At 49.0% G+C, this 20,178-nt stretch carries 13 protein-coding genes; 10 read left to right on the forward strand and 3 right to left on the reverse strand.

Annotated elements, in window-relative coordinates:
- The first annotated feature begins 15 nt into the window (after nucleotides 1-15).
- From ACRJJO_RS03875 to ACRJJO_RS03900, 6 genes are all read left to right on the forward strand, one after another.
- Nucleotides 16-489, forward strand: a complete 474-nt coding sequence (locus ACRJJO_RS03875) for a response regulator (RefSeq protein WP_431064601.1) — start codon at nucleotides 16-18, stop codon at nucleotides 487-489.
- Nucleotides 482-2,590, forward strand: coding sequence for an EAL domain-containing response regulator (locus tag ACRJJO_RS03880; RefSeq protein ID WP_431064602.1), 2,109 nt, complete (start codon nucleotides 482-484; stop codon nucleotides 2,588-2,590). The genes ACRJJO_RS03875 and ACRJJO_RS03880 overlap by 8 nt, the downstream gene beginning before the upstream one ends.
- Nucleotides 2,591-3,329: 739 nt before the next feature.
- The gene (locus tag ACRJJO_RS03885; RefSeq protein ID WP_431064603.1) at nucleotides 3,330-3,824 is read left to right on the forward strand and encodes a hypothetical protein; all 495 of its coding nucleotides are present in this window, start codon (nucleotides 3,330-3,332) and stop codon (nucleotides 3,822-3,824) included.
- A gap of 447 nt (nucleotides 3,825-4,271) precedes the next feature.
- Entirely contained in the window at nucleotides 4,272-5,366 is a 1,095-nt protein-coding gene (locus ACRJJO_RS03890; protein ID WP_431064604.1) for an efflux RND transporter periplasmic adaptor subunit, read from the forward strand.
- A complete protein-coding gene (locus tag ACRJJO_RS03895; protein WP_431064605.1) occupies nucleotides 5,363-8,431 on the forward strand; it encodes an efflux RND transporter permease subunit in 3,069 nt (1,022 codons plus the stop codon). The genes ACRJJO_RS03890 and ACRJJO_RS03895 overlap by 4 nt, the downstream gene beginning before the upstream one ends.
- 726 nt (nucleotides 8,432-9,157) lie before the next feature.
- A complete protein-coding gene (locus tag ACRJJO_RS03900; protein ID WP_431064606.1) occupies nucleotides 9,158-11,062 on the forward strand; it encodes a transketolase C-terminal domain-containing protein in 1,905 nt (634 codons plus the stop codon).
- 127 nt (nucleotides 11,063-11,189) lie between these two features.
- Here ACRJJO_RS03900 and ntrC read toward each other — a convergent pair whose 3' ends face one another.
- The 3 genes from ntrC to glnA all read right to left on the reverse strand — a co-directional run bounded on the left by ntrC (nucleotide 11,190) and on the right by glnA (nucleotide 15,759).
- Nucleotides 11,190-12,599, reverse strand: coding sequence for a nitrogen regulation protein NR(I) (gene ntrC / locus ACRJJO_RS03905; RefSeq protein ID WP_431064607.1), 1,410 nt, complete (start codon nucleotides 12,597-12,599; stop codon nucleotides 11,190-11,192).
- The gene (glnL, locus tag ACRJJO_RS03910; protein WP_431064608.1) at nucleotides 12,592-13,641 is read right to left on the reverse strand and encodes a nitrogen regulation protein NR(II); all 1,050 of its coding nucleotides are present in this window, start codon (nucleotides 13,639-13,641) and stop codon (nucleotides 12,592-12,594) included. The genes ntrC and glnL overlap by 8 nt, the downstream gene beginning before the upstream one ends.
- A 708-nt stretch (nucleotides 13,642-14,349) precedes the next feature.
- Nucleotides 14,350-15,759 carry a glutamate--ammonia ligase gene (gene glnA, locus ACRJJO_RS03915; RefSeq protein WP_431064609.1) on the reverse strand — a complete coding sequence of 470 codons (1,410 nt, stop codon included), beginning with the start codon at nucleotides 15,757-15,759 and terminating at the stop codon, nucleotides 14,350-14,352.
- A 605-nt stretch (nucleotides 15,760-16,364) separates the two neighbouring features.
- On the opposite strand from glnA, the gene glnK reads away from it, so the two are divergent.
- The 4 genes from glnK to ACRJJO_RS03935 all read left to right on the forward strand — a co-directional run bounded on the left by glnK (nucleotide 16,365) and on the right by ACRJJO_RS03935 (nucleotide 20,076).
- Nucleotides 16,365-16,703 carry a P-II family nitrogen regulator gene (gene glnK / locus ACRJJO_RS03920; RefSeq protein ID WP_014147354.1) on the forward strand — a complete coding sequence of 113 codons (339 nt, stop codon included), beginning with the start codon at nucleotides 16,365-16,367 and terminating at the stop codon, nucleotides 16,701-16,703.
- A 23-nt stretch (nucleotides 16,704-16,726) separates the two neighbouring features.
- Nucleotides 16,727-17,983, forward strand: coding sequence for an ammonium transporter (locus ACRJJO_RS03925; RefSeq protein WP_431064610.1), 1,257 nt, complete (start codon nucleotides 16,727-16,729; stop codon nucleotides 17,981-17,983).
- Between the two features lie 177 nt (nucleotides 17,984-18,160).
- The gene (locus ACRJJO_RS03930) at nucleotides 18,161-18,499 is read left to right on the forward strand and encodes a P-II family nitrogen regulator (protein WP_431064611.1); all 339 of its coding nucleotides are present in this window, start codon (nucleotides 18,161-18,163) and stop codon (nucleotides 18,497-18,499) included.
- A 284-nt stretch (nucleotides 18,500-18,783) separates the two neighbouring features.
- Entirely contained in the window at nucleotides 18,784-20,076 is a 1,293-nt protein-coding gene (locus tag ACRJJO_RS03935) for an ammonium transporter (protein WP_431064612.1), read from the forward strand.
- Nucleotides 20,077-20,178 lie beyond the last annotated feature (102 nt).

Raw genomic sequence — 20,178 nt, forward strand, 5'->3', positions numbered from 1 at the left:
AGCATGAGAATCGTTATGAAAAATGAGGCCTTTATATTGTTAGTGGACGATAATCGCATGGATATCGAATTAGCACTGGACGCCTTTCATGAAGCCCGGCTGATCAACCGAATCGAAACGGCCTCAAGCGGCCGCGAAGCGCTCGATTATTTATTCGGACGCGGCGACTACGGCGACCGAAAGCGTTATCCGTTACCAAATCTGATACTGCTAGATCTTAAAATGCCGGGTATCGACGGCTTCGATGTACTCAAGCAAATCAAAACCGCACCATTGATCAAACGCATACCGGTCGTTATTTTGACTTCATCACGCGAAGAAGGCGACCGGGCTTTATCTTACGATATCGGCGCTAATTCCTATCTCGTCAAACCCGTCTCGTTTTCCGGCTTTATCGAAGTCATCAAGCAAATCGAAAACTATTGGTTAAGTCTAAATGTCGGGCCGCCGCTCGGAGTTACCTCTAAACCTGAGGCGGAAAATGACTAAATCATTTATGGAACGTAACGAAGTATTGCGTATTCTGATCGTCGAGGACGTCCCGGTCGATGCCGAACTGATGGTATTACAACTGAAGAATGACGGATTAAGTTTCGATTGGCAACGGGTACAAAACGAACAGGACTTTCTGCAAGCGCTCGATACCCGGCCTGATTTGATTTTAACCGACTGGTGTCTACCGAAATTCAGCGGACTCAAAGTCTTGGAACTGCTACATAACCGCGATAACGATATTCCTGTCGTGGTTGTTTCCGGCAGTATCGGCGAGGAAATCGCGATCGATGCCTTGCAAAAAGGCGCTTTCGATTATGTGTTGAAAGACCGTCCTGCTCGCTTGGGCGCCGCGATCCGGCATGCGTTGGAAGAAAAAGAACTACGCGACGAACGCAAGCGCTATCTCGAAAAGCTTCGTCTCGCCGACCAGGTCTTTGAATCGACCGGCGAAGGCATCATCGTTACCGACATCGATGCCAATATCGTAGCCGTTAATCCGGCCTTCGAACAAATCACCGGCTATACCAAGATCGAGGTGTTAGGAAAAAACCCCCGCATCCTGAAATCAAACCACCAAGACAGGTCTTTTTTTTTCGAGTTGTGGAATACACTATTAGGCACAGGCCATTGGCGCGGCGAAGTCTGGAATCGGCGTAAAAACGGCGAAGTTTATCCGGAATGGTTGACTATCAGTGCGGTCAAAAACAGCGAAGGCACCACCACGCATTTTGTCGGCGTGTTCAACGATATCAGCTCGGTCAAGGAAGCCCAGGCGCAACTCGACTTTCTGGCTCATCACGATGCATTAACACGCCTACCTAATCGCACCTTATTCAGAGACCGCCTCGGGCATGCCTTGATCCATGCGCAACGAGAAAACAAGAACCTGGCCGTATTATTTCTTGATCTGGACCGGTTCAAAACAATTAACGATACTCTGGGTCACCCGGTAGGCGACGACTTATTGAAAGAAGCCGCCGAACGTATGCAACAAGCGATTCGAGCCGACGATACGCTGGCCCGACTAGGCGGCGACGAATTCGTTCTGCTGTTGGAAGACGATTCCACCGCGCATCATGCGGTCATCGTCGCACATAAATTATTGCAAATTTTTAACCGGCCGATGTTCATCGATGACCACACGTTAACCGTGACCGCCAGCATCGGCATCGCACTGTTTCCGCAAGACGGCAAAGACGTCGATACACTACTGAAACATGCCGACCTAGCGATGTATCAAGCCAAACAACAAGGCCGTAATACATATCAATTCTTTTCATCAGGCCTAACTACCGGCGCTTTCGAGCGCTTGATCATGGAGAACGCTCTGCGCGGCGCAGTCGCCCGAAACGAGCTTTTACTTTATTATCAACCTCAAATTAATTTGCTCGACCGTACGCTTGCGGGAGTCGAGGCATTAGTGCGTTGGCAACACGCAGAATTAGGCTTAGTCTCGCCAGGCCAATTCATTCCGTTAGCCGAGGACATGGGTATCATCGGTGAAATCGGCGAATGGGTTTTAAATGAAGCCGTCAGACAAATGGCCGAGTGGCAAGCGGATGGCTTTGACGTTCCTCTCGCATCGGTCAATTTATCGGTGCAACAAATCGACCGAGAGGATCTCGCAGGCCAAATATCCGCAGCTTTGGAGAGAGTCAATATCCCTGCCAAGCATCTGGAATTGGAAGTGACTGAATCGATGATCATGCGCCAACCGGAGCAAGCCATGCGCATTTTGGATAATTTACGTCAACAAGGTATCTCGCTATCGATTGACGATTTCGGCACCGGTTATTCCAGTCTGGCTTATCTAAAAAACCTCCCGCTGGACCGGTTAAAAATCGATCAATCCTTCGTGCAGGACATCGGCCGCGATGAACACGGCGAGGCCATCGTTCGGGTTATCATCTCGCTAGCTCGAAACCTAGGGCTGGAAGCCGTCGCGGAAGGCGTTGAGTCCGAGGAGCAAGCTCAATTTCTTGAACGCGAAGGTTGCAATATCGCTCAAGGTTATTTATTCGCGCGCCCCATGCCGGCGGATGAATTGACCCGACAAGACGTTCGATATCGATGCTCCGGCGGGAAAGCGAATTAGCCGACAATACACTGCATTAATCCTGAAAAGAGCAGTTGGCATGTGCTGTAGACCGTTCGTGCTGAGCCAAGTCGAAGCATGAAGGGTCTACAACACTTTCACCGGCCTGGTGAAGCCCCAAACTACCGCTCACCCTTCGACAGGGCTCCCCTGCGACAGGACGCTGTAAACCCAGCACCTAAATTCCATAGATTATTGGCCATGATTGATTACATATATAATTTAGGTGCTGGGTAAATACTTCCGTGTAGGCTCGACGGCGGTTCGAACGCCAAGGATGGCGTGAATGCAGATTTTGCAGGGGCAAAAATCTGCCCTGCCGCCGACGCCTGTCGATCGTGCAACCGCCCCTCTTCGGAGCCGGCATTGTGTTGAATATCGAAAAATTAGATAAAGAACCTTAATTCACGAACGTTCACAGTAAATATTTCGGCTTGCTTTGGTCACTTTCGAAATGTTTAGAACGGGGTTTCAACCGCCGTCCTACCAGGCATTGAATCGGCTTTACTCGATTTAGCTTTCGATTCGGGTTTTAGTGTATCCTAAGGTTCTTTATCAAAGCTTTACGGCCTATTGCTCAATGAAACTTAGAACTCGATTATTTCAGTATTTCTTACCGATCCTTTGCGTTATCATTTTATTGCCCCAGACCGCGACAGCTCAGGATTTCCACACATGGAGTTACCACCGTGACTGGGACCGCTTAACCAACCTGGAATACAGCCTAGCACGATCGCCAATGCCGAAACGTGGACTTTATGATTCGATTAGACTCGAAATCGTTTGCAAAGCCAACCGATTGCAACTAATAGTCGATTCCAACAGCCTGATCACATCGCAAAACCAACCGTTCGACTTCGATTATCGAATCGATAATCAAGCAGCACCCGTTACGATAGAAATGCGCACTTTTTCGGATTCGAGACGAAGAGCCTATAACGACGAGCATGCACAAGCATTTGCCGAGGCGTTACTAAACGGAACATCGGTTTTCGTGCGCATCCATACCATGCTCAAAAAAATATTGTCGGGGGCGATGCCGCTAGATGATGCACGCGAGCCCATCACTCGCGTTCTCGCCGATTGTGGCATACAACTATCCGATTCGAGTAATGACACGGCGAATTACGGTCTTACTGAATTCGAACGCGACCTAAAGCGATTGCCGACGACGCAACAACGACAATTGCTAAATCGGATCCGGCAAATGATAAAGGAACTTGATAACCGCTAGTTGTCGTGGTTTTTATACCCTTTGCTAGTCAAATTTCGACACTGGAGTGCCCATTAAAAGACGCCGTGAAACCAGCACCTAAATTTTCCGGTTCCCACGGTCCTCCGTGGGAACCCATATCTTGGCTACCGAGGCAAAATCGGTATGCATTCCCACGCTAGAGCGGTGAGAACGAGGAAAATTTCAGTGCTAAGGAGCTAGGCCGATTATTGCTTCTAAAAAATCCGCATTCACCCAGCACCTAAATTCATAATCCATTGGCTATAATCAATCATCTCGGATAATTTTCCTGGTTCCAACGGTCCTCCGTGGGAACCGATACCTTGGCTGCCGAAGCAAGATCAGTATGCATTCCCACGCAGGAACGTCGGGAACGAGGAAATCTTCATTAATTTAGGTGCAGGGATCAATCCAACAATTCCATCGACTCGGTATTTTAAACCTCACATGCTCAAACGTTTTCTTATTTTAATACTATTTTCCGTGTTGATTTTTGGCGGCATTTTCGGACTGAAGTTTTACCAACTTCAACGAGAAGCCGGCCGATTTCAACCTCCGCCACCGGCCGTCGTTGCAGCCACCGAAGTCACCCAAGAAAACTGGCCTTCAACATTGTCCGCGGTGGGAAGCTTAACCGCCATTGCCGGTGTCGACGTCAGCAACGAAGTGGCCGGCAAAGTCGAAGCGATTCATTTCGATTCCGGCCAATTGGTTAAAAAAGGACAATTGCTGTTGGAACTGGATGCTTCGACCGATCGCGCAGAATTACAAGGACTCGAAGCCGAAATGCGGCTCGCCAAGATCCGCTTCGAGCGGAGCGAAAAGCTAATAGATAAAAATTTTATTTCCCAATCCGATTACGATCAGAACCATGCCCTACTCGACGAAACCGCCGCGGCCGTTCATGCTAAACGCACACTGATTGACAAAAAACGTATTCGCGCACCTTTCACCGGAAAACTAGGCATTCGTCTAGTCAACCTCGGCCAATACTTAACGGAAGGTTCGGCAATCGTGTCACTGCAACAACTGGACCCGATTTATTTAGACTTTACCGTTCCAGAACGCTATCTGAATCAACTCATTAAAGGCCGCCAAGTCATTGCAACCGTGCAAGCTTACCCGGACCGAGAATTCAACGGCAAAATCAGCGCCGTAAGTCCGCTGATCGATCAAGGCACGCGATCCGCGCAAGTTCGCGCCACGCTAAACAACAGCGAAAAGCTGCTGCACCCGGGCATGTTCGCACAAATCAACATTTTATCGGACCAAGCATTCAAGGTACTGACACTACCCGATACCGCGATCACCTATAACCCTTACGGCAATTCGGTATTCGTGATCGAAACAGTCGGGCAAGGCCTGATCGTACAAAACCGGCAAATCGAAACCGGGCAAACACGCTCCGGCCGCGTGGAAATCATTAGCGGTTTGAAACTTGGCGAACGTGTCGTTAGCGCCGGCCAAGTCAAACTACGTAACGGCATGCCGGTTAAGTTGGATGATAAACCCGCCCCAGGCGAACGGGAGATTTCACAGTGAAGTTCACTGACCTTTTCATCGAACGGCCGGTCCTCGCCAGCGTTGTCAGTCTATTGATCTTAGTACTCGGCTTGAGAGCCATCACGGCGCTGGAGCTCAGACAATACCCGGAAACCGAAAATACCGTCGTCACTGTTACCACGTCCTATCCCGGCGCCAGCAGCGATTTAGTGCAAGGATTCATTACCACGCCCCTACAGCAGGCCATCGCCGAGGCCGACGGCATCGATTATCTGTCCTCGAACAGTCGCCAAGGCGTTTCGACGATTGAAGCGCACATGCGCCTTAACTACGACCCGAATGCCGCGGTCGCCGAAATTCAAGCGAAAGTAGCAAGTCAACGCAATGTCTTACCAGCCGAATCGGAAGACCCCGTTATTACATCGCAAATCGGAGATACGACTGCATTGATGTATGTCGCGTTATATAGCGATACGATGAAACCTTCGCAAATCAGCGATTACATGCTTCGCGTCGTTAAACCGAAAATCCAATCGATACCAGGCGTCGGCAAAGCCAATGTACTCGGTAATAAAACCTTTGCGATGCGTATCTGGCTCGACCCCAAACGCATGTCGTCGCTCGGCGTAACTGCCGAGGATGTTGCGAATGTGTTGCGCTCGAACAATTACTTGTCGGGGGCCGGTCAAACCAAGGGGAATTTCGTTACAGTTGATTTGAGCGCGACAACCGATGTCGTCAGCGAACAGGATTTTCGCAATCTAATCGTCGGCAATCGCGGCGGTACGCTAATCAGGCTATCCGATGTTGCTGATACCGAATTGGGCAGCGAAGATTACGACATGGTCAACTGGTATAAAGGCAAGACCGCAATTTTCATGGGTATCGAACAAGCACCCGGAGCCAACCCGCTGACGGTTGCCTATGCCGTCCGCGATATGTTGGACGAAATTGAAAAAGACTTGCCTGAAGCCATGCATATCCTGCTACCTTACGATGCGAGCCGTTTTATCCAGGATTCGATCAACGAAGTCTTTCGCACGCTGGCCGAAGCATTGTTCATCGTCTTAATGATTATTTATTTATCATTGGGCTCGATTCGTGCCGCACTGGTTCCATCGATCACAGTCCCCCTATCCTTGATCGGCGGCACTTTTTTGATGCTACTCATGGGGTTTTCGGTAAACCTGCTCACCATGCTGGCAATGGTGCTGGGCATCGGTCTAGTCGTCGACGACGCGATCATTGTCGTCGAAAACGTGCATCGCCATATCGAATTGGGCAAATCCAAATTCGAAGCGGCCATCGAAGGCACGCGCGAATTGGTTCTTCCGGTAATCGCGACAACGGTTGCGCTGGTTGCGGTCTATTTACCGGTCGGTTTCATGGGCGGATTGGTAGGCACGTTGTTTACCGAATTCGCTTTTACCTTGGCTGGCGCGGTAGTCATTTCGAGCATCGTTGCGCTCACATTAGCGCCGATGTTGAGCTCCAAAATCCTGAAAGACCAAGGCAAGGCCGGCCGTTTCGAACGTGCGGTCGAAGCAATCTTTAACGATTGGTCCGAACGTTATCGAAAATTGCTGCATCCGCTCCTGGAAACGCCATCTTTAGTACTTGCATTTGCCCTGATGGTCTTGATCAGCATTTATTTCATGTTCAGCCTGTCGCAAAAAGAATTGGCCCCAACCGAGGACCAAAGCATACTTTTCGTCATGGCGAGCGGTCCGCAAACTGCAACTTTGAATTATAACGAAGCTTATGCCGAAGAGTTGATCAAACAATTCGAATCGATACCGGAATACAACGAAAGCTTTATGCTGCTAGGCTTCGGCGGCAGCAACAACACTGTATTCGGCGGCTTTAAAATGCCTTCGACCGCATTGCGCAAACGTTCGCAAATGGCGATACAGCCGGAATTACAGGCTAAGGTCAACACCATTGCCGGCTTCCAAACCGCGGTCATTCCACGGCCAAGCTTACCCGGATCGGGAGGCGGCCTACCGCTACAATTCGTAATCGTCACCGATGCCGATTACGCATCGCTTAACCAAGTAGCGGACCTTCTGGTCGATCGTGCGACACAAAGCGGACGCTTCAATTTTTTAATGAAGGAAGTCAATTTCGACCGACCGAAAGCGACCCTTGTCATCGACCGGGATAGAGCGGCGGATTTAGGATTGACGATGCAAGACATCGGCAGCAACCTGGCATCTTTACTAGGCGGACAATATGTCAACCACTTTAGCCTGCAGGGGAGAAGCTATAAAGTGATACCGCAAGTCGACGATTTATCGCGCCTCGATACCAGTAAGTTCGATCATTATTATTTGCGCACCGCATCTGGCGGACAAGTACCGCTGTCATCGTTGGTTCATCTTGAACAATCGGTCGAACCCAGCAAACGAACTCAATTTCAACAGCTCAACAGCCTGACCGTATCGGGCATGATGGCGCCAGGCGTGACACTCGGCGACGCCATGGAATATTTGGAACAGCAAGCCGATGAATTGTTTCCGCGCGGTTATAGTTACGACTATACCGGCAGTTCTCGACAATATGCCCAACAAGGCAGCGCTTTAGTCGTGACTTTTTTCATGTCGCTGTTGATCATTTACTTAATGCTGGCTGCGCAATTCGAAAGCTGGCGCGACCCTTTGATCATTCTAATTTCGGTCCCGCTCTCGATCGCCAGCGCCCTAGCTTTCATCATGCTCGGCTTCGCATCGATCAATATTTATACACAAGTCGGCTTGATCACGTTAATCGGTTTAATTGCAAAGAATGGTATTTTGATCGTCGAATTCGCCAATCAACTGCAGATCCACGAAGGCTTGACCAAACGCGAAGCGGTAGAGCAAGCAGCGAAAATTCGGCTCCGACCGATTTTAATGACCACCGTATCGATGATCGTCGCGATGGTCCCTTTACTGATCGCCTCCGGCCCGGGCGCAGCAAGCCGTTTCGATATCGGCTTGGTAATCGCTAGCGGTCTCGGCGTTGGAACTCTATTTACGCTCTTCGTCGTCCCTTCTTTTTATCTATTACTGGCAAGAGACCGCTACACCGAGCGTGAAAATCAAACTTGGATTCGAAACGATTGAGCCGACATTTTTTGCGAAAGTGTTTTGTTGAGCTTGCCTACGAGTTATACTTTCGAAAGTGATTTTTAGGCAGTTAAAAATCAGGCTCAGAATAGCCCGTATTCAAGACTGCCGTAGACACGGACGGGGGTATGTCAAAACCGAAGCTAGAATAACGAAATCTGAATACGGTGAGGCACTAACATTCATTAGACAGGCCAACTAAATTCTTATCCATACCTTTCGCACTTCAAATTTCGGCGTTGCTTAAGGAGGCGCCCGGGTGTTCGGTCCCTCACCTAACGCTAGGAGAAGGACCAAAATGGATGACACTATGGAAATGTTTTGGATTTCGTGAAAAATAACTTCCTGGAGCTATTAAGTTTTGCTCGCCGTTTCCCTCGTTCCCACGGTCCTCCGTGGGAATGCATACCGATCTAGTTTCGGCAGCCAACGCACGGATTCGCTCGGAGGACAGCGGTACCCAGAAAAATTGCACCTCGACCATCCGATTAATTGTTTTTATTAAAGAGAGCGCTTTCAACCTAAATTCGGCAGTTTAACCATGAAGCACATGAAGTCTCTCAACGGCTTGTCCTAAAATCTTAAATAACCTTTTACGGGAAAATGATTTGCATAGGCAAAATAAGCTATTGAATTAGCGTTTTATTCTTCACGACCTTCATGGCGGAATGCTTTTCTAGGTTCAAAGCACGTTTATTAACCCAACCGAAAAGAAAAATAACTATGTCTAAATTTCCAATCGATCTCGGCGCTTATCAGCGCATTTCACTCGATCCAAGCAGCAACAAACTAACCGCCGAACAAAAATCGGCTCTGCAGGCCAATATTCAATTATGCCGCGATGCGATCGTTTTTTTCACAGCGACCGGCGCCGCCAGAGGCGTTGGCGGACACACCGGCGGCCCGTTCGATACGGTTCCTGAAGTCATGATTCTAGACGCCCTGTTTCGCGGCAACGACGACAAATTCGTTCCTGTCTTTTTTGATGAAGCAGGACACCGCGTTGCCACCCAATACTTGATGTCCACGCTAAACGGCGATTTACCGGCCGAAAAGCTGATGCATTACCGTGAAGCGCATTCTCATCTACCGGGCCATCCTGAATTGGGCTTTACACCCGGCGTAAAATTCAGCTCCGGTCGCTTAGGTCACATGTGGCCTTACGTCAACGGCGTGGCGATGGCAAACCCTAGCAAGACATTATTTTGCTTGGGTTCCGACGGCTCGCAACAAGAAGGTAACGATGCGGAAGCTGCGCGCCTTGCCGTTGCTCAACAACTCAACGTGAAACTCATTATCGACGATAACGATGTCACGATCGCCGGCCACCCTTCCCATTATTTGGGCGGATGCAGCACGGCTAAAACACTGGAAGGCCATGGCGTTAAAGTACTAGAAGGCGACGGCGAAGACCTCGACGACCTTTACCACCGCATCGTCACCGCGATCAACACGCAAGGTCCTGTCGCGGTCATCAATCACCGTCCTATGTGCCCTGGCATCAAAGGTTTGGAAGGCTCGACTCACGGTCACGATGTCATTTCGGTGAAACTGGCGCTGGAATACTTGGAAGCCAACGGTCAGCAAGCCGCTGTTGAACATCTGAAGTCCATCAAAGCACCGAAACAAGACTACACATTCCTCGGCTCCAGCGATAAATGGGATGCCAACCGCAACGTCTTCGGCGATGCGTCTGTCGCGATTTTGGGCCGCTTGTCAGAAACGGAACGTCTGGATAAAGTTCGCGTGATCGACAGCGACCTTGAAGGTTCTTGCGGCTTAAAGAAAATTCATGATGCTTACCCCGAGATTTTCATCTCTTCCGGCATCATGGAACGCGGCAACTTTTCCGCAGCGGCCGGTTTCGGTATGGAAGCCGGTAAACAAGGTATTTTCGGCACATTCAGTGCTTTCCTGGAAATGTGTATTTCCGAAATCACGATGGCACGCTTGAACAATTCCAACGTGTTATGTCATTTCTCGCATTCCGGTATCGACGACATGGCCGACAACACCTGCCATTTCGGTTTAAACAACATGTTCGCCGACAACGGTTTGAGCGACGGTTACGACACCAATCTGTACTTCCCGGCCGACCCGAACCAAATGAAAGCCTGCTTGGAAACTATTTTCTTCAACCCGGGTCTGCGTTTCGTTTTCTCTACCCGCTCCAAGGTGCCCGCGATTCTGGATAGCGACGGGAACGATTTCTTCGGCGGCAATTATAAATTCGTTTCCGGCAAGGACGAAGTCATCCGCGAAGGCACGCAAGGCTATGTCGTCAGCTTCGGCGAATCGTTATACCGCGCGTTGGATGCAGTTGAACGTTTGAAAAAAGAAGGCATTGATGTCGGCTTGATCAACAAACCGACATTGAACGTCATCGACGAAGACATGCTTGCCAAAGTCGGAAAATCGCCGATGGTTTTGGTCGTCGAATCGTTCAACCGCAAAACCGGCCTGGGTAGTCGCTATGGCTCATGGTTACTGGAACGCGGTTTCACGCCTAAATTTGCCCATATCGCAACGCATAAAGAAGGCTGCGGCGGCTTGTGGGAGCAATTCCCGCACCAAGGCATCGATCCGGCCGGAATCATGGCTAAAGTCAAAGACTTGCTCAAAGGCTAAAACCTTGTAGGCAATCACACCGGATTGAGGGCTTTCTTCCTTGAAAGCCCTCTTCTCGAGCCATAAGGATTTCGTGACGGCCATGTGTATATACTTCGTAGATCAAAATTCGGCGCAGGACTTACGATCATTCCTCGATATCCAGCTCCTTAATCTTACGAGTCAGCGTATTCCTACCGTAACCCAATAGCTTAGCTGCTTCGTGACGTTTTCCGCCGGTAAAATCCAATGCCGACTTAATCAAAATGGCTTCGACTACCGGTATCGTATGCTTGGCAATCTCCTGATCGCCCTTATGCAATTGGTACTCGATATTTTTCTTCAACACCCCTTGCCAATTCTCATCCGTCCCGCCCGACTCCTCCCGACTATGCAGCAATTCCGGCGGCAATTCATTCTTGTGAATTTCCCGGCCCGAAGCCATTACGGTCAGCCAACGACATAGATTCTCTAGCTGGCGTACATTGCCCGGCCATTCCAGAGCCTTCAAGAATTGTTCTGCGTCAGGCTTAAGCACCTTTAATTCGGTATTCAATTCGGCCGCGGCTTTACTTAAAAAATACTGCATTAGCAACGGAATATCTTCTCGGCGATCGCGAAGCGGCGGAATATGAATACGAATAACATTCAAGCGGTGAAATAAATCCTCGCGAAACCGGCCTTGAGCGACCAAGGCTTCAAGATTTTGGTGTGTCGCGGCAATGATCCGAACATCGACCTTAACCGATGAATGCGCACCGACCGGATAAAATTCTCCGTCCGCCAGCACTCTCAGCAAGCGCGTTTGCAGTTCGGCGGGCATATCGCCGATTTCGTCGAGAAACAGCGTTCCGTGATTGGCTTGTTCGAATCGCCCCGACCTTCGCGCTTGAGCACCGGTAAACGCACCTTTTTCATGTCCGAATAATTCGGATTCCATCAAATCTTTAGGGATCGCGGCCATATTCAACGCAATAAACGGATTACTCGCTCTTGGACTATGACGATGTAAAGCCTTGGCCACCAATTCCTTACCGGTTCCGGACTCGCCATTGATCATCACGGTAATGTGGGACCGGGCCAATCGACCTATCGCTCTAAATACTTCTTGCATCGCCGGTGCGGCACCGATAATTTCCGGGGTCGATTCAACAACATGGTTGTTCTGTATTGATTCCTGTCGTTGCTTGGAATGCTCGCATGCGCGGCGAACGACCTCAACGACTTCTTTTATATCAAACGGTTTGGGCAGATATTCGAAGGCCCCGCCATGAAATGCCGATACCGCGCTTTCCAAATCAGAATGCGCGGTCATCACAATGACCGGCAAATCCGGATGACTACTTTGAACGCTCTTCAACAACTGCAGGCCATCGATGCCGGGCATGCGAATATCGGTGATCAACGCGTCCGGCTCCTCGGATTTTAAAGCCTCGAGCAAGACATTACCGTTCGTGAACGAACGGGTCTCGATCGCGGCTTTTTGCAGGGCTTTTTCTAATACCCAGCGGATGGATTTATCGTCGTCGACGACCCAAACCATGCCCGAATTACTCATGGTGATTCTCCAGGGGTAAATAAATAGAAAATACGGTACGACCGGGCTGACTATCGCATTCGATCATGCCGTCATGTTGATTGATCAAAGACTGTGCGATGGACAAACCAAGCCCTGTTCCACTGGCCCGTCCAGTAATCATCGGATAAAAGACCTTGCTCATCATCTCTTTATCGATTCCGGGACCGTTATCGATAATATCGATTCTCGCGGTCAATTTATTTCTCTTGCGACCGATCGTCATTTGTCGGCAGACTCTGGTTTTTAAAGTCAGTATTCCGCTGCCTTCCATCGCCTGTACGGCATTTCGGACAATATTCAATACCGCTTGAATCAATTGATTTTTATCAGCAAAAACATCCGGAATACTAGGATCGTAATCCTGAATAACGCTCAGTTTTCCGTTCGCTTCAATAAGCACCAATTGCCTAACCCGCTCGACAACTTCATGAATATTTAATAGCGCTTTATTCGGTAGCTTATTAGGCCCGAGCATTTTATCCATTAAACCTTGCAACCTGTCCGACTCGGCAATAATGATTTGAGTGTATTCCTTAAGCTCAGGATCATCCAATTCAAGATCCAGCAACTGCGCCGCACCTCTTAACCCTCCAAGAGGGTTTTTGATTTCATGAGCCAAACCTCTGACCAACATCCGAACGGTTGTTTGCTGAGCAATCAGTTGTTCTTCCTTAGAAATGCGTAAATGCCTGTCCAATTGCTGCAATTCGACAATAACCTCCGTAACCTGATCATCATTGATCACAGGCGTCGCACTAAAATTGACCGTAATGCTCTGATTCATGATATCCAGAGTCAATTCACGATCGACTAAGGGCTCATCCATACGCAGGCATTGCTCCAGATCCAACCTTTGCTCGGAATCGATCGTCTTGAATAACTCCATGGCACTATTGCCCAACAAATGTCGAGCACTATCGGCGAAGAGAATCTCACCGGCGGTATTGATGTAAGTCAGTTTAAGCTGCCGATCGAATAGCAAAACCGCTTCATTTAAGTGTTCGAGAATCTTTTTATACACGGTTTTTTAAAGTCATGAGCTTATCGATTAATCAAGGAACAAACATATAGACAAAGAAAACGATCGCTTTACTAAAAGTAAGCAAATACTAGACCATAATAATTAGACATCTAATCGACAACCTCCAACGATCATGGTTAGCAATAGGCATTCAGGCCTTTGAGCCCTGGATCTCGGCAATCCCTACCGGAATAACGGTTTCCCTCGTTTCCACGCTCCAGCGCTTATCGTTATACATAAATTGTAGGGTACGCTGCGCGTACCTTCATACCGTTAAGCACCGAATCCACACCCATATCAAACCATAAGGGCTTGCTTAGCATTAATGGGGTTACCATGGTACGCATAGCGTACCCTACGAGGCCGCCATTAAGTTTAAGACGTCACAGAAATAAGTAATGCTTGCATTCAGGCTCTATGTGCCTCAAAAGCTTGCCATCCATCCATGGCCCTGGATTCCGCCAATCCATGGCGGAATGACGGGCTCCCTTTAACTTAATACCAGTGACTCCCTACTCCCACTCCTTTTCATCTTTCCCCTTTCCCCTTTCCCCTTTCCCCTTTCCCCTTTCCCCTTTCCCCTTGCCCTGGCCCCATCATTTCCGGTGCAAAACAAGATTAGGCAAAACCCTTGAACGGCATTATGGTGCACCCAAATAAAAAACGCCCCATTATGGGGCGTTTTATTGTTGTTATTTCGATTCGTAATTACAGACTGTAATACATATCGAATTCAACCGGGTGCGTGCTCATCCGCAGACGGGTCACCTCTTCCATTTTCAACGCAATATAACCGTCGATGGCGTCATCAGTAAACACGCCGCCTTGTTTCAAGAATTCGCGGTCGCTATCCAATGCTTGTAAAGCTTGATCGAAGGCATGGCAAACTTGCGGAATCGCTTTTTCTTCTTCCGGCGGTAAATCGTACAAATCTTTATCCATCGCATCGCCTGGATGAATTTTGTTTTGAATACCGTCCAAACCCGCCATTAGCATTGCAGAGAACGCTAAATAAGGGTTTGCAGTCGAATCAGGGAAGCGCACCTCGATACGACGGCCTTTCGGATTGCTGACAAAAGGAATACGTATTGAAGCGGAACGGTTACGCGCAGAGTACGCCAACATTACCGGAGCTTCGAAACCTGGAACTAAGCGTTTATAGCTGTTCGTCGAAGCATTGGTAAATGCGTTCAAAGCTTTGGCGTGCTTGATAATGCCGCCGATGTAGTACAAAGCTGTTTCCGACAAGCCCCCGTATAAGTCGCCGGAAAATAGATTGACGCCATTTTTGGCCAAGGATTGATGAACATGCATACCGCTACCGTTATCGCCTACCAGCGGTTTCGGCATGAATGTCGCGGTTTTACCGTAAGCATGCGCAATATTGGTCACGACATATTTTAAATCCAGCACTTCGTCGGCTTTTTTGACCAAAGTACCGAATTTAACACCTATCTCGCATTGACCGGCTGTTGCAACTTCGTGATGATGGACTTCGGTAACCATGCCCATTTCTTCGAGAATCAAACACATCGCAGAACGCATATCCTGCAACGAATCGACCGGAGGAACAGGGAAATAACCGCCTTTCACGCTTGGGCGATGACCCATGTTTCCGTCTTCATAAGCTTTTTCGGAGTTCCAACCTGCCTCGGAAGAATCGATCTTGTATGAAGCACCTGAAATATCGGACGACCAACGTACATCGTCAAACACGAAAAACTCGTTTTCAGGACCGAAGAAAGCCGCATCACCTATACCGGTACTCGCCAGATAAGCTTCTGCGCGTTTCGCGATAGAACGCGGATCGCGTTCGTAGCCCTGCATGTCGTTCGGCTCGATGATATCGCAACGTAGAATCAGCGTGTTATCGTCATAAAACGGATCCATCACTGCCGTGCTTGGATCCGGCATCAGAATCATGTCCGACTCGTTAATGCCTTTCCAGCCCGCAACCGAGGAGCCATCGAACATCTTGCCTTCTTCAAAGAGGTCTTCATCCACATCATGAGCAGGAAAAGTCACATGCTGTTCTTTGCCGCGCGTATCACAAAAGCGAAAGTCGACAAATTTAACATCGTGCTCCTGAATCATTTTAAGTACATTTTCTACAGACATGTAAGTTGTCTCCTAGGTTGATTGTTATATATATAAATTGCTAAGAATATTTCGCGATAACGATATCATTTTTTTGAGTTGCAATATAGCCGCCCGGAAAAGTTTTATAGCCTCTCCCCAATAACCGGTCATTGATCCGCGAGCAAATCAAAAATGTGGAACTGTTTGCTCCACACATACCTTTCGCACTTCAAATTTCGATAGTGCCCGAGGACAGCCCGGTGCCGCATTTTGATCTACGATGGGTATAAAGAGCATAAAATGACTTCTTCAAATAATGGAAGCAGGTTCGCTAGACCTTAAAACGATCGCTGCAAATGAATGCTACCGGCTTTCGAAATCGCTACACACTTTTTTAAGCACTTCACATGCCATATAAGCAACTAATTGATCTCAATTATAAAAACAACGCTACTCATCGGCCACCCAACCTTCTTAGCATCATTATGGTGCAGAGTTTAAAGCAAGTCGCACCATATTGATACAAAACAATATCTCCAGTTAAGGCAAATGCCCAAATCTTGGGTTAATAACATCCTTGGCTTTTATGGCACGCTCTGTGCTTTAAACAAATTCGAGTTCGTAACTTAACAAGAGGCATAGAGATGAAATTAATAACAGCAATTGTTAAGCCCTTTAAGCTGGACGATGTACGCGAAGCGTTATCCGAAATAGGGGTTTCAGGAGTCACCGTAACGGAAGTTAAAGGTTTTGGCCGCCAAAAAGGCCATACGGAATTGTATCGCGGCGCGGAATATGTCGTGGACTTTCTACCAAAGGCCAAGGTCGAGGTAGCCATCGGCGACGACCAGCTCGAAGCGGCTGTAGAAGCCATTTCCAAAGCAGCCAATACCGGCAAGATTGGTGACGGCAAAATTTTTGTCAGCAATCTCGAGCAAGTCGTCCGCATCCGAACCGGTGAAACCGGCGAAGAAGCTCTATAACATCGTTAACGAGGAGATCGAAAGTGGATAAATTAGTTGAATTAAGTTACGCGCTCGATACATTTTATTTTTTGATGAGCGGCGCACTAGTCATGTGGATGGCGGCCGGGTTTGCGATGCTCGAGGCTGGTTTGGTTAGAGCCAAAAACACCACCGAAATTTTAACCAAAAATATCGCCTTGTTTGCTATCGCCTGCATCATGTACATGTTGTTCGGTTACAACATCATGTACCCTGATGAAGCGGTCAACAGCGTGTGGCCCGGCATCAGCTTCCTGCTCGGTGATGACCATACGACCGAGGCCGTAATGAGCAGCGGAGGAGAAACCTATTACTCGAAAATGGCCGACTTTTTCTTTCAAGTCGTGTTTGTAGCCACGGCAATGTCAATCGTCTCCGGCGCCGTTGCCGAACGCATGAAACTGTGGTCATTCTTGGCATTCGCAATCGTAATGACCGGCTTCATCTACCCGCTGCAAGGTTATTGGAAATGGGGTGCTGGCTTTCTCGATGGCCTGGGCTTTCTCGATTTTGCTGGTTCCGGCGTGGTTCACATGTGTGGCGCAAGCGCGGCATTGGCGGGAGTATTATTACTCGGTGCACGTAAAGGAAAATATGGAGCGGACGGCTCGATCAACCCAATTCCAGGCTGTAACATGCCGCTGGCAACTCTTGGAACCTTCATTCTTTGGATGGGTTGGTTCGGATTTAATGGTGGTTCTGAATTAAAAATTTCGGACATCGGCGAAGCCAACTCGGTTGCCATGGTATTCGTCAATACCAACACGGCGGCTGCCGGAGGACTTGTTGCCGCCTTATTAACCGCACACTTCATGTTCGGCAAGGCCGATCTTTCCATGACGCTGAACGGCGCTTTGGCAGGATTGGTTGCAATCACCGCTGAGCCGTTGACGCCATCGCCATTATTGGCCACCGTCATCGGTGCAGTCGGAGGAGTCATCGTCGTTTTCTCGATCCTGGCTTGGGATAAACTCAAAATCGACGACCCGGTTGGCGCGATTTCGGTCCATGGCGTCGTCGGCATGTGGGGGTTGATAGCAGTCTGTTTCTCCAATGAAGAAGCCAGCTTTTCAGCCCAATTGATCGGCATCGTAACAATATTCGGCTTCGTTTTCTTCAGCAGCCTACTGACTTGGTACTTAATCAAGCTAGCGATGGGCATCCGCGTCAGCGAAGAAGAAGAATACAAAGGCGTCGATTTCTCCGAGTGCGGCATGGAAGCTTACCCCGAATTTACGACTGAAGGCAGCAAACGCTAACACGTTAGCCTAGTAATAACGGGCGCGCAATGCGCCCGTTTTTTTCGGAAAAAGTAACGCCCCGCATCGGATTAAGCCTTATGAAATTGTAACTATTAGGATATTTAACTATGATTGCGGCTTAAACCGAACCCCGAAAGGGATACGATAGCAACTTAACCACTCTGGAAGATCAATATGAAATTAATTACAGCGATTATCAAACCATTCAAAATGGATGACGTCAGAGAAGCCTTATCGGAAATCGGCGTTGCGGGAGTTACTGCCACCGAAGTCAAAGGATTCGGGCGCCAAAAAGGGCATACCGAACTTTATCGCGGCGCGGAATATGTCGTGGACTTTTTGCCAAAAGTGAAATTGGAAATTGCCGTTTCCGATGAAATTCTGGATCAGGCCATTGAAACCATTGTCAAAGCCGCTAATACCGGGAAGATAGGTGACGGCAAGATTTTTGTGACAAGTCTGGATCAAGTGATTCGCATCCGAACCGGTGAAACCGGCAGCGACGCCATTTAACCCTGCTTTAAGAGATGCCTATTATAAAACATTGAAAGTTAAATAAAATAAACATTATGCACGACAATATCAACCCTGCCTTCTTTGTAAAAGCTGGGTAAAAATCGGCATGATTTTTTAACTTATATAGCTGAATATTTTAGACCATAGGCACCACATTAGTTAAGACTGGGTTAAGCTCACGAGCAAGCCTCAAACGATTCGGTACCTGGATATGATTTATTCCCGGTACCGACAATTCCGCGCGCGTCCACTAAAAACTTATAATAATTAACGAGGACAGCATGACCCTTAACAAACTGAACAGTTTCATTTTACTGTTCGGCCTACCGCAACTTGCCGCGGCAGGCGAACTCAATCAAAGCAATACCGCATGGGTATTAACCTCCACCGCATTAGTGCTCTTCATGACTCTGCCCGGGCTTTCCCTGTTCTATGGCGGACTCGTCAGAAGCAAAAACGTGCTATCGGTGCTAACGCAATGTTTCGCAATCACCTGCATCGTTTCGCTGCTATGGCTTGCAGGCGTATATAGCCTGATTTTCGACGACGGAGGAGATTTGCAACAAGTCCTGGGCGGCACCCATAAGTTTTTCGTGCCCAGCCTGGTCACGGATTCTCTAATCGGCGACATACCGGAGACCGTCTTCTTTATGTTTCAAATGACTTTTGCAATCATTACGCCGGCATTGATCGTCGGTGGTTTCGCAGAGCGCATGAAATTTTCAGCCATTCTCTGGTTCAGCTCCTTGTGGTTGCTGCTGGTTTATGTGCCGATATGTCATTGGATCTGGGGCGGCGGCTGGCTCGCCGACTTGGGCGTCATGGATTTCGCCGGCGGCATTGTGATTCATGTCAATGCCGGCGTTGCGGCCCTAGTATCGGCCTTGGTTCTCGGTAATCGAAGAGGTTTCCCGACTACTGCGATGCCGCCTCATAACATGACGATGGTGCTAACCGGCGCCGGCATGCTGTGGGTAGGCTGGTTCGGCTTCAATGGCGGCAGTGCGTTGACCGCCGACGGTTCAGCCGGCATGGCGATCCTGGTAACGCACACCGGTGCGGCAGCCGGCTCTTTAACATGGATGTTCATCGAATGGATCAAATTCGGCAAACCCAGCGCATTGGGCATCGTGACCGGTATGGTCGCAGGCCTCGGCACCATAACGCCAGCTTCCGGCTTCGTCGGTCCCGCAGGCGCATTGGTGATAGGCGTTACTGCAGGCGCTCTCTGCTTTGTCGCCACTCAATTCATGAAGCGAAAGCTGAAAATCGACGACTCGCTCGACGTATTTCCTGTTCATGGCGTCGGCGGCATCGTCGGATCCCTTTTGACCGGCGTTTTCGCTGCCACCAGTTTAGGCGGATTGGGTTTGGACGAAGGCGTTTCGATCATGGATCAAGTCGGCGTGCAAGCGCTGGCGGTCGGCGTCACGATTCTCTGGAGCGGTTTTTTTAGTTATTTGATCTTGAAAGTCCTGGATCTACTGATCGGTTTAAGAGTCACCAAAGACCAAGAACAACAAGGCCTGGATATCGCAACCCACGAAGAAACCGGTTACCACAATCTAACCTAATCTTCCCTACCGGGAAAGGATGGACGGTTTCGTCCATCCGCATTATGGCGGTGAGCGGTGAGCGGTGAGCGGTGAGCGGTGAGCGGTGAGCGGTGAGCGGTG

The organism is Methylotuvimicrobium sp. (assembly GCF_050611805.1).
Lineage (GTDB): Bacteria > Pseudomonadota > Gammaproteobacteria > Methylococcales > Methylomonadaceae > Methylotuvimicrobium.

Coding starts and splice junctions, on each gene's coding strand:
- ACRJJO_RS03890 (WP_431064604.1), top strand. CDS start 4,272: ATGCTCAAACGTTTTCTTATTTTAATACTATTTTCCGTGTTGATTTTT.
- ACRJJO_RS03880 (WP_431064602.1), top strand. CDS start 482: ATGACTAAATCATTTATGGAACGTAACGAAGTATTGCGTATTCTGATC.
- glnK (WP_014147354.1), top strand. CDS start 16,365: ATGAAATTAATAACAGCAATTGTTAAGCCCTTTAAGCTGGACGATGTA.
- ACRJJO_RS03935 (WP_431064612.1), top strand. CDS start 18,784: ATGACCCTTAACAAACTGAACAGTTTCATTTTACTGTTCGGCCTACCG.
- glnA (WP_431064609.1), bottom strand. CDS start 15,759: ATGTCTGTAGAAAATGTACTTAAAATGATTCAGGAGCACGATGTTAAA.
- ACRJJO_RS03930 (WP_431064611.1), top strand. CDS start 18,161: ATGAAATTAATTACAGCGATTATCAAACCATTCAAAATGGATGACGTC.
- ACRJJO_RS03885 (WP_431064603.1), top strand. CDS start 3,330: ATGCCGAAACGTGGACTTTATGATTCGATTAGACTCGAAATCGTTTGC.
- ACRJJO_RS03875 (WP_431064601.1), top strand. CDS start 16: ATGAAAAATGAGGCCTTTATATTGTTAGTGGACGATAATCGCATGGAT.
- ACRJJO_RS03900 (WP_431064606.1), top strand. CDS start 9,158: ATGTCTAAATTTCCAATCGATCTCGGCGCTTATCAGCGCATTTCACTC.
- ntrC (WP_431064607.1), bottom strand. CDS start 12,599: ATGAGTAATTCGGGCATGGTTTGGGTCGTCGACGACGATAAATCCATC.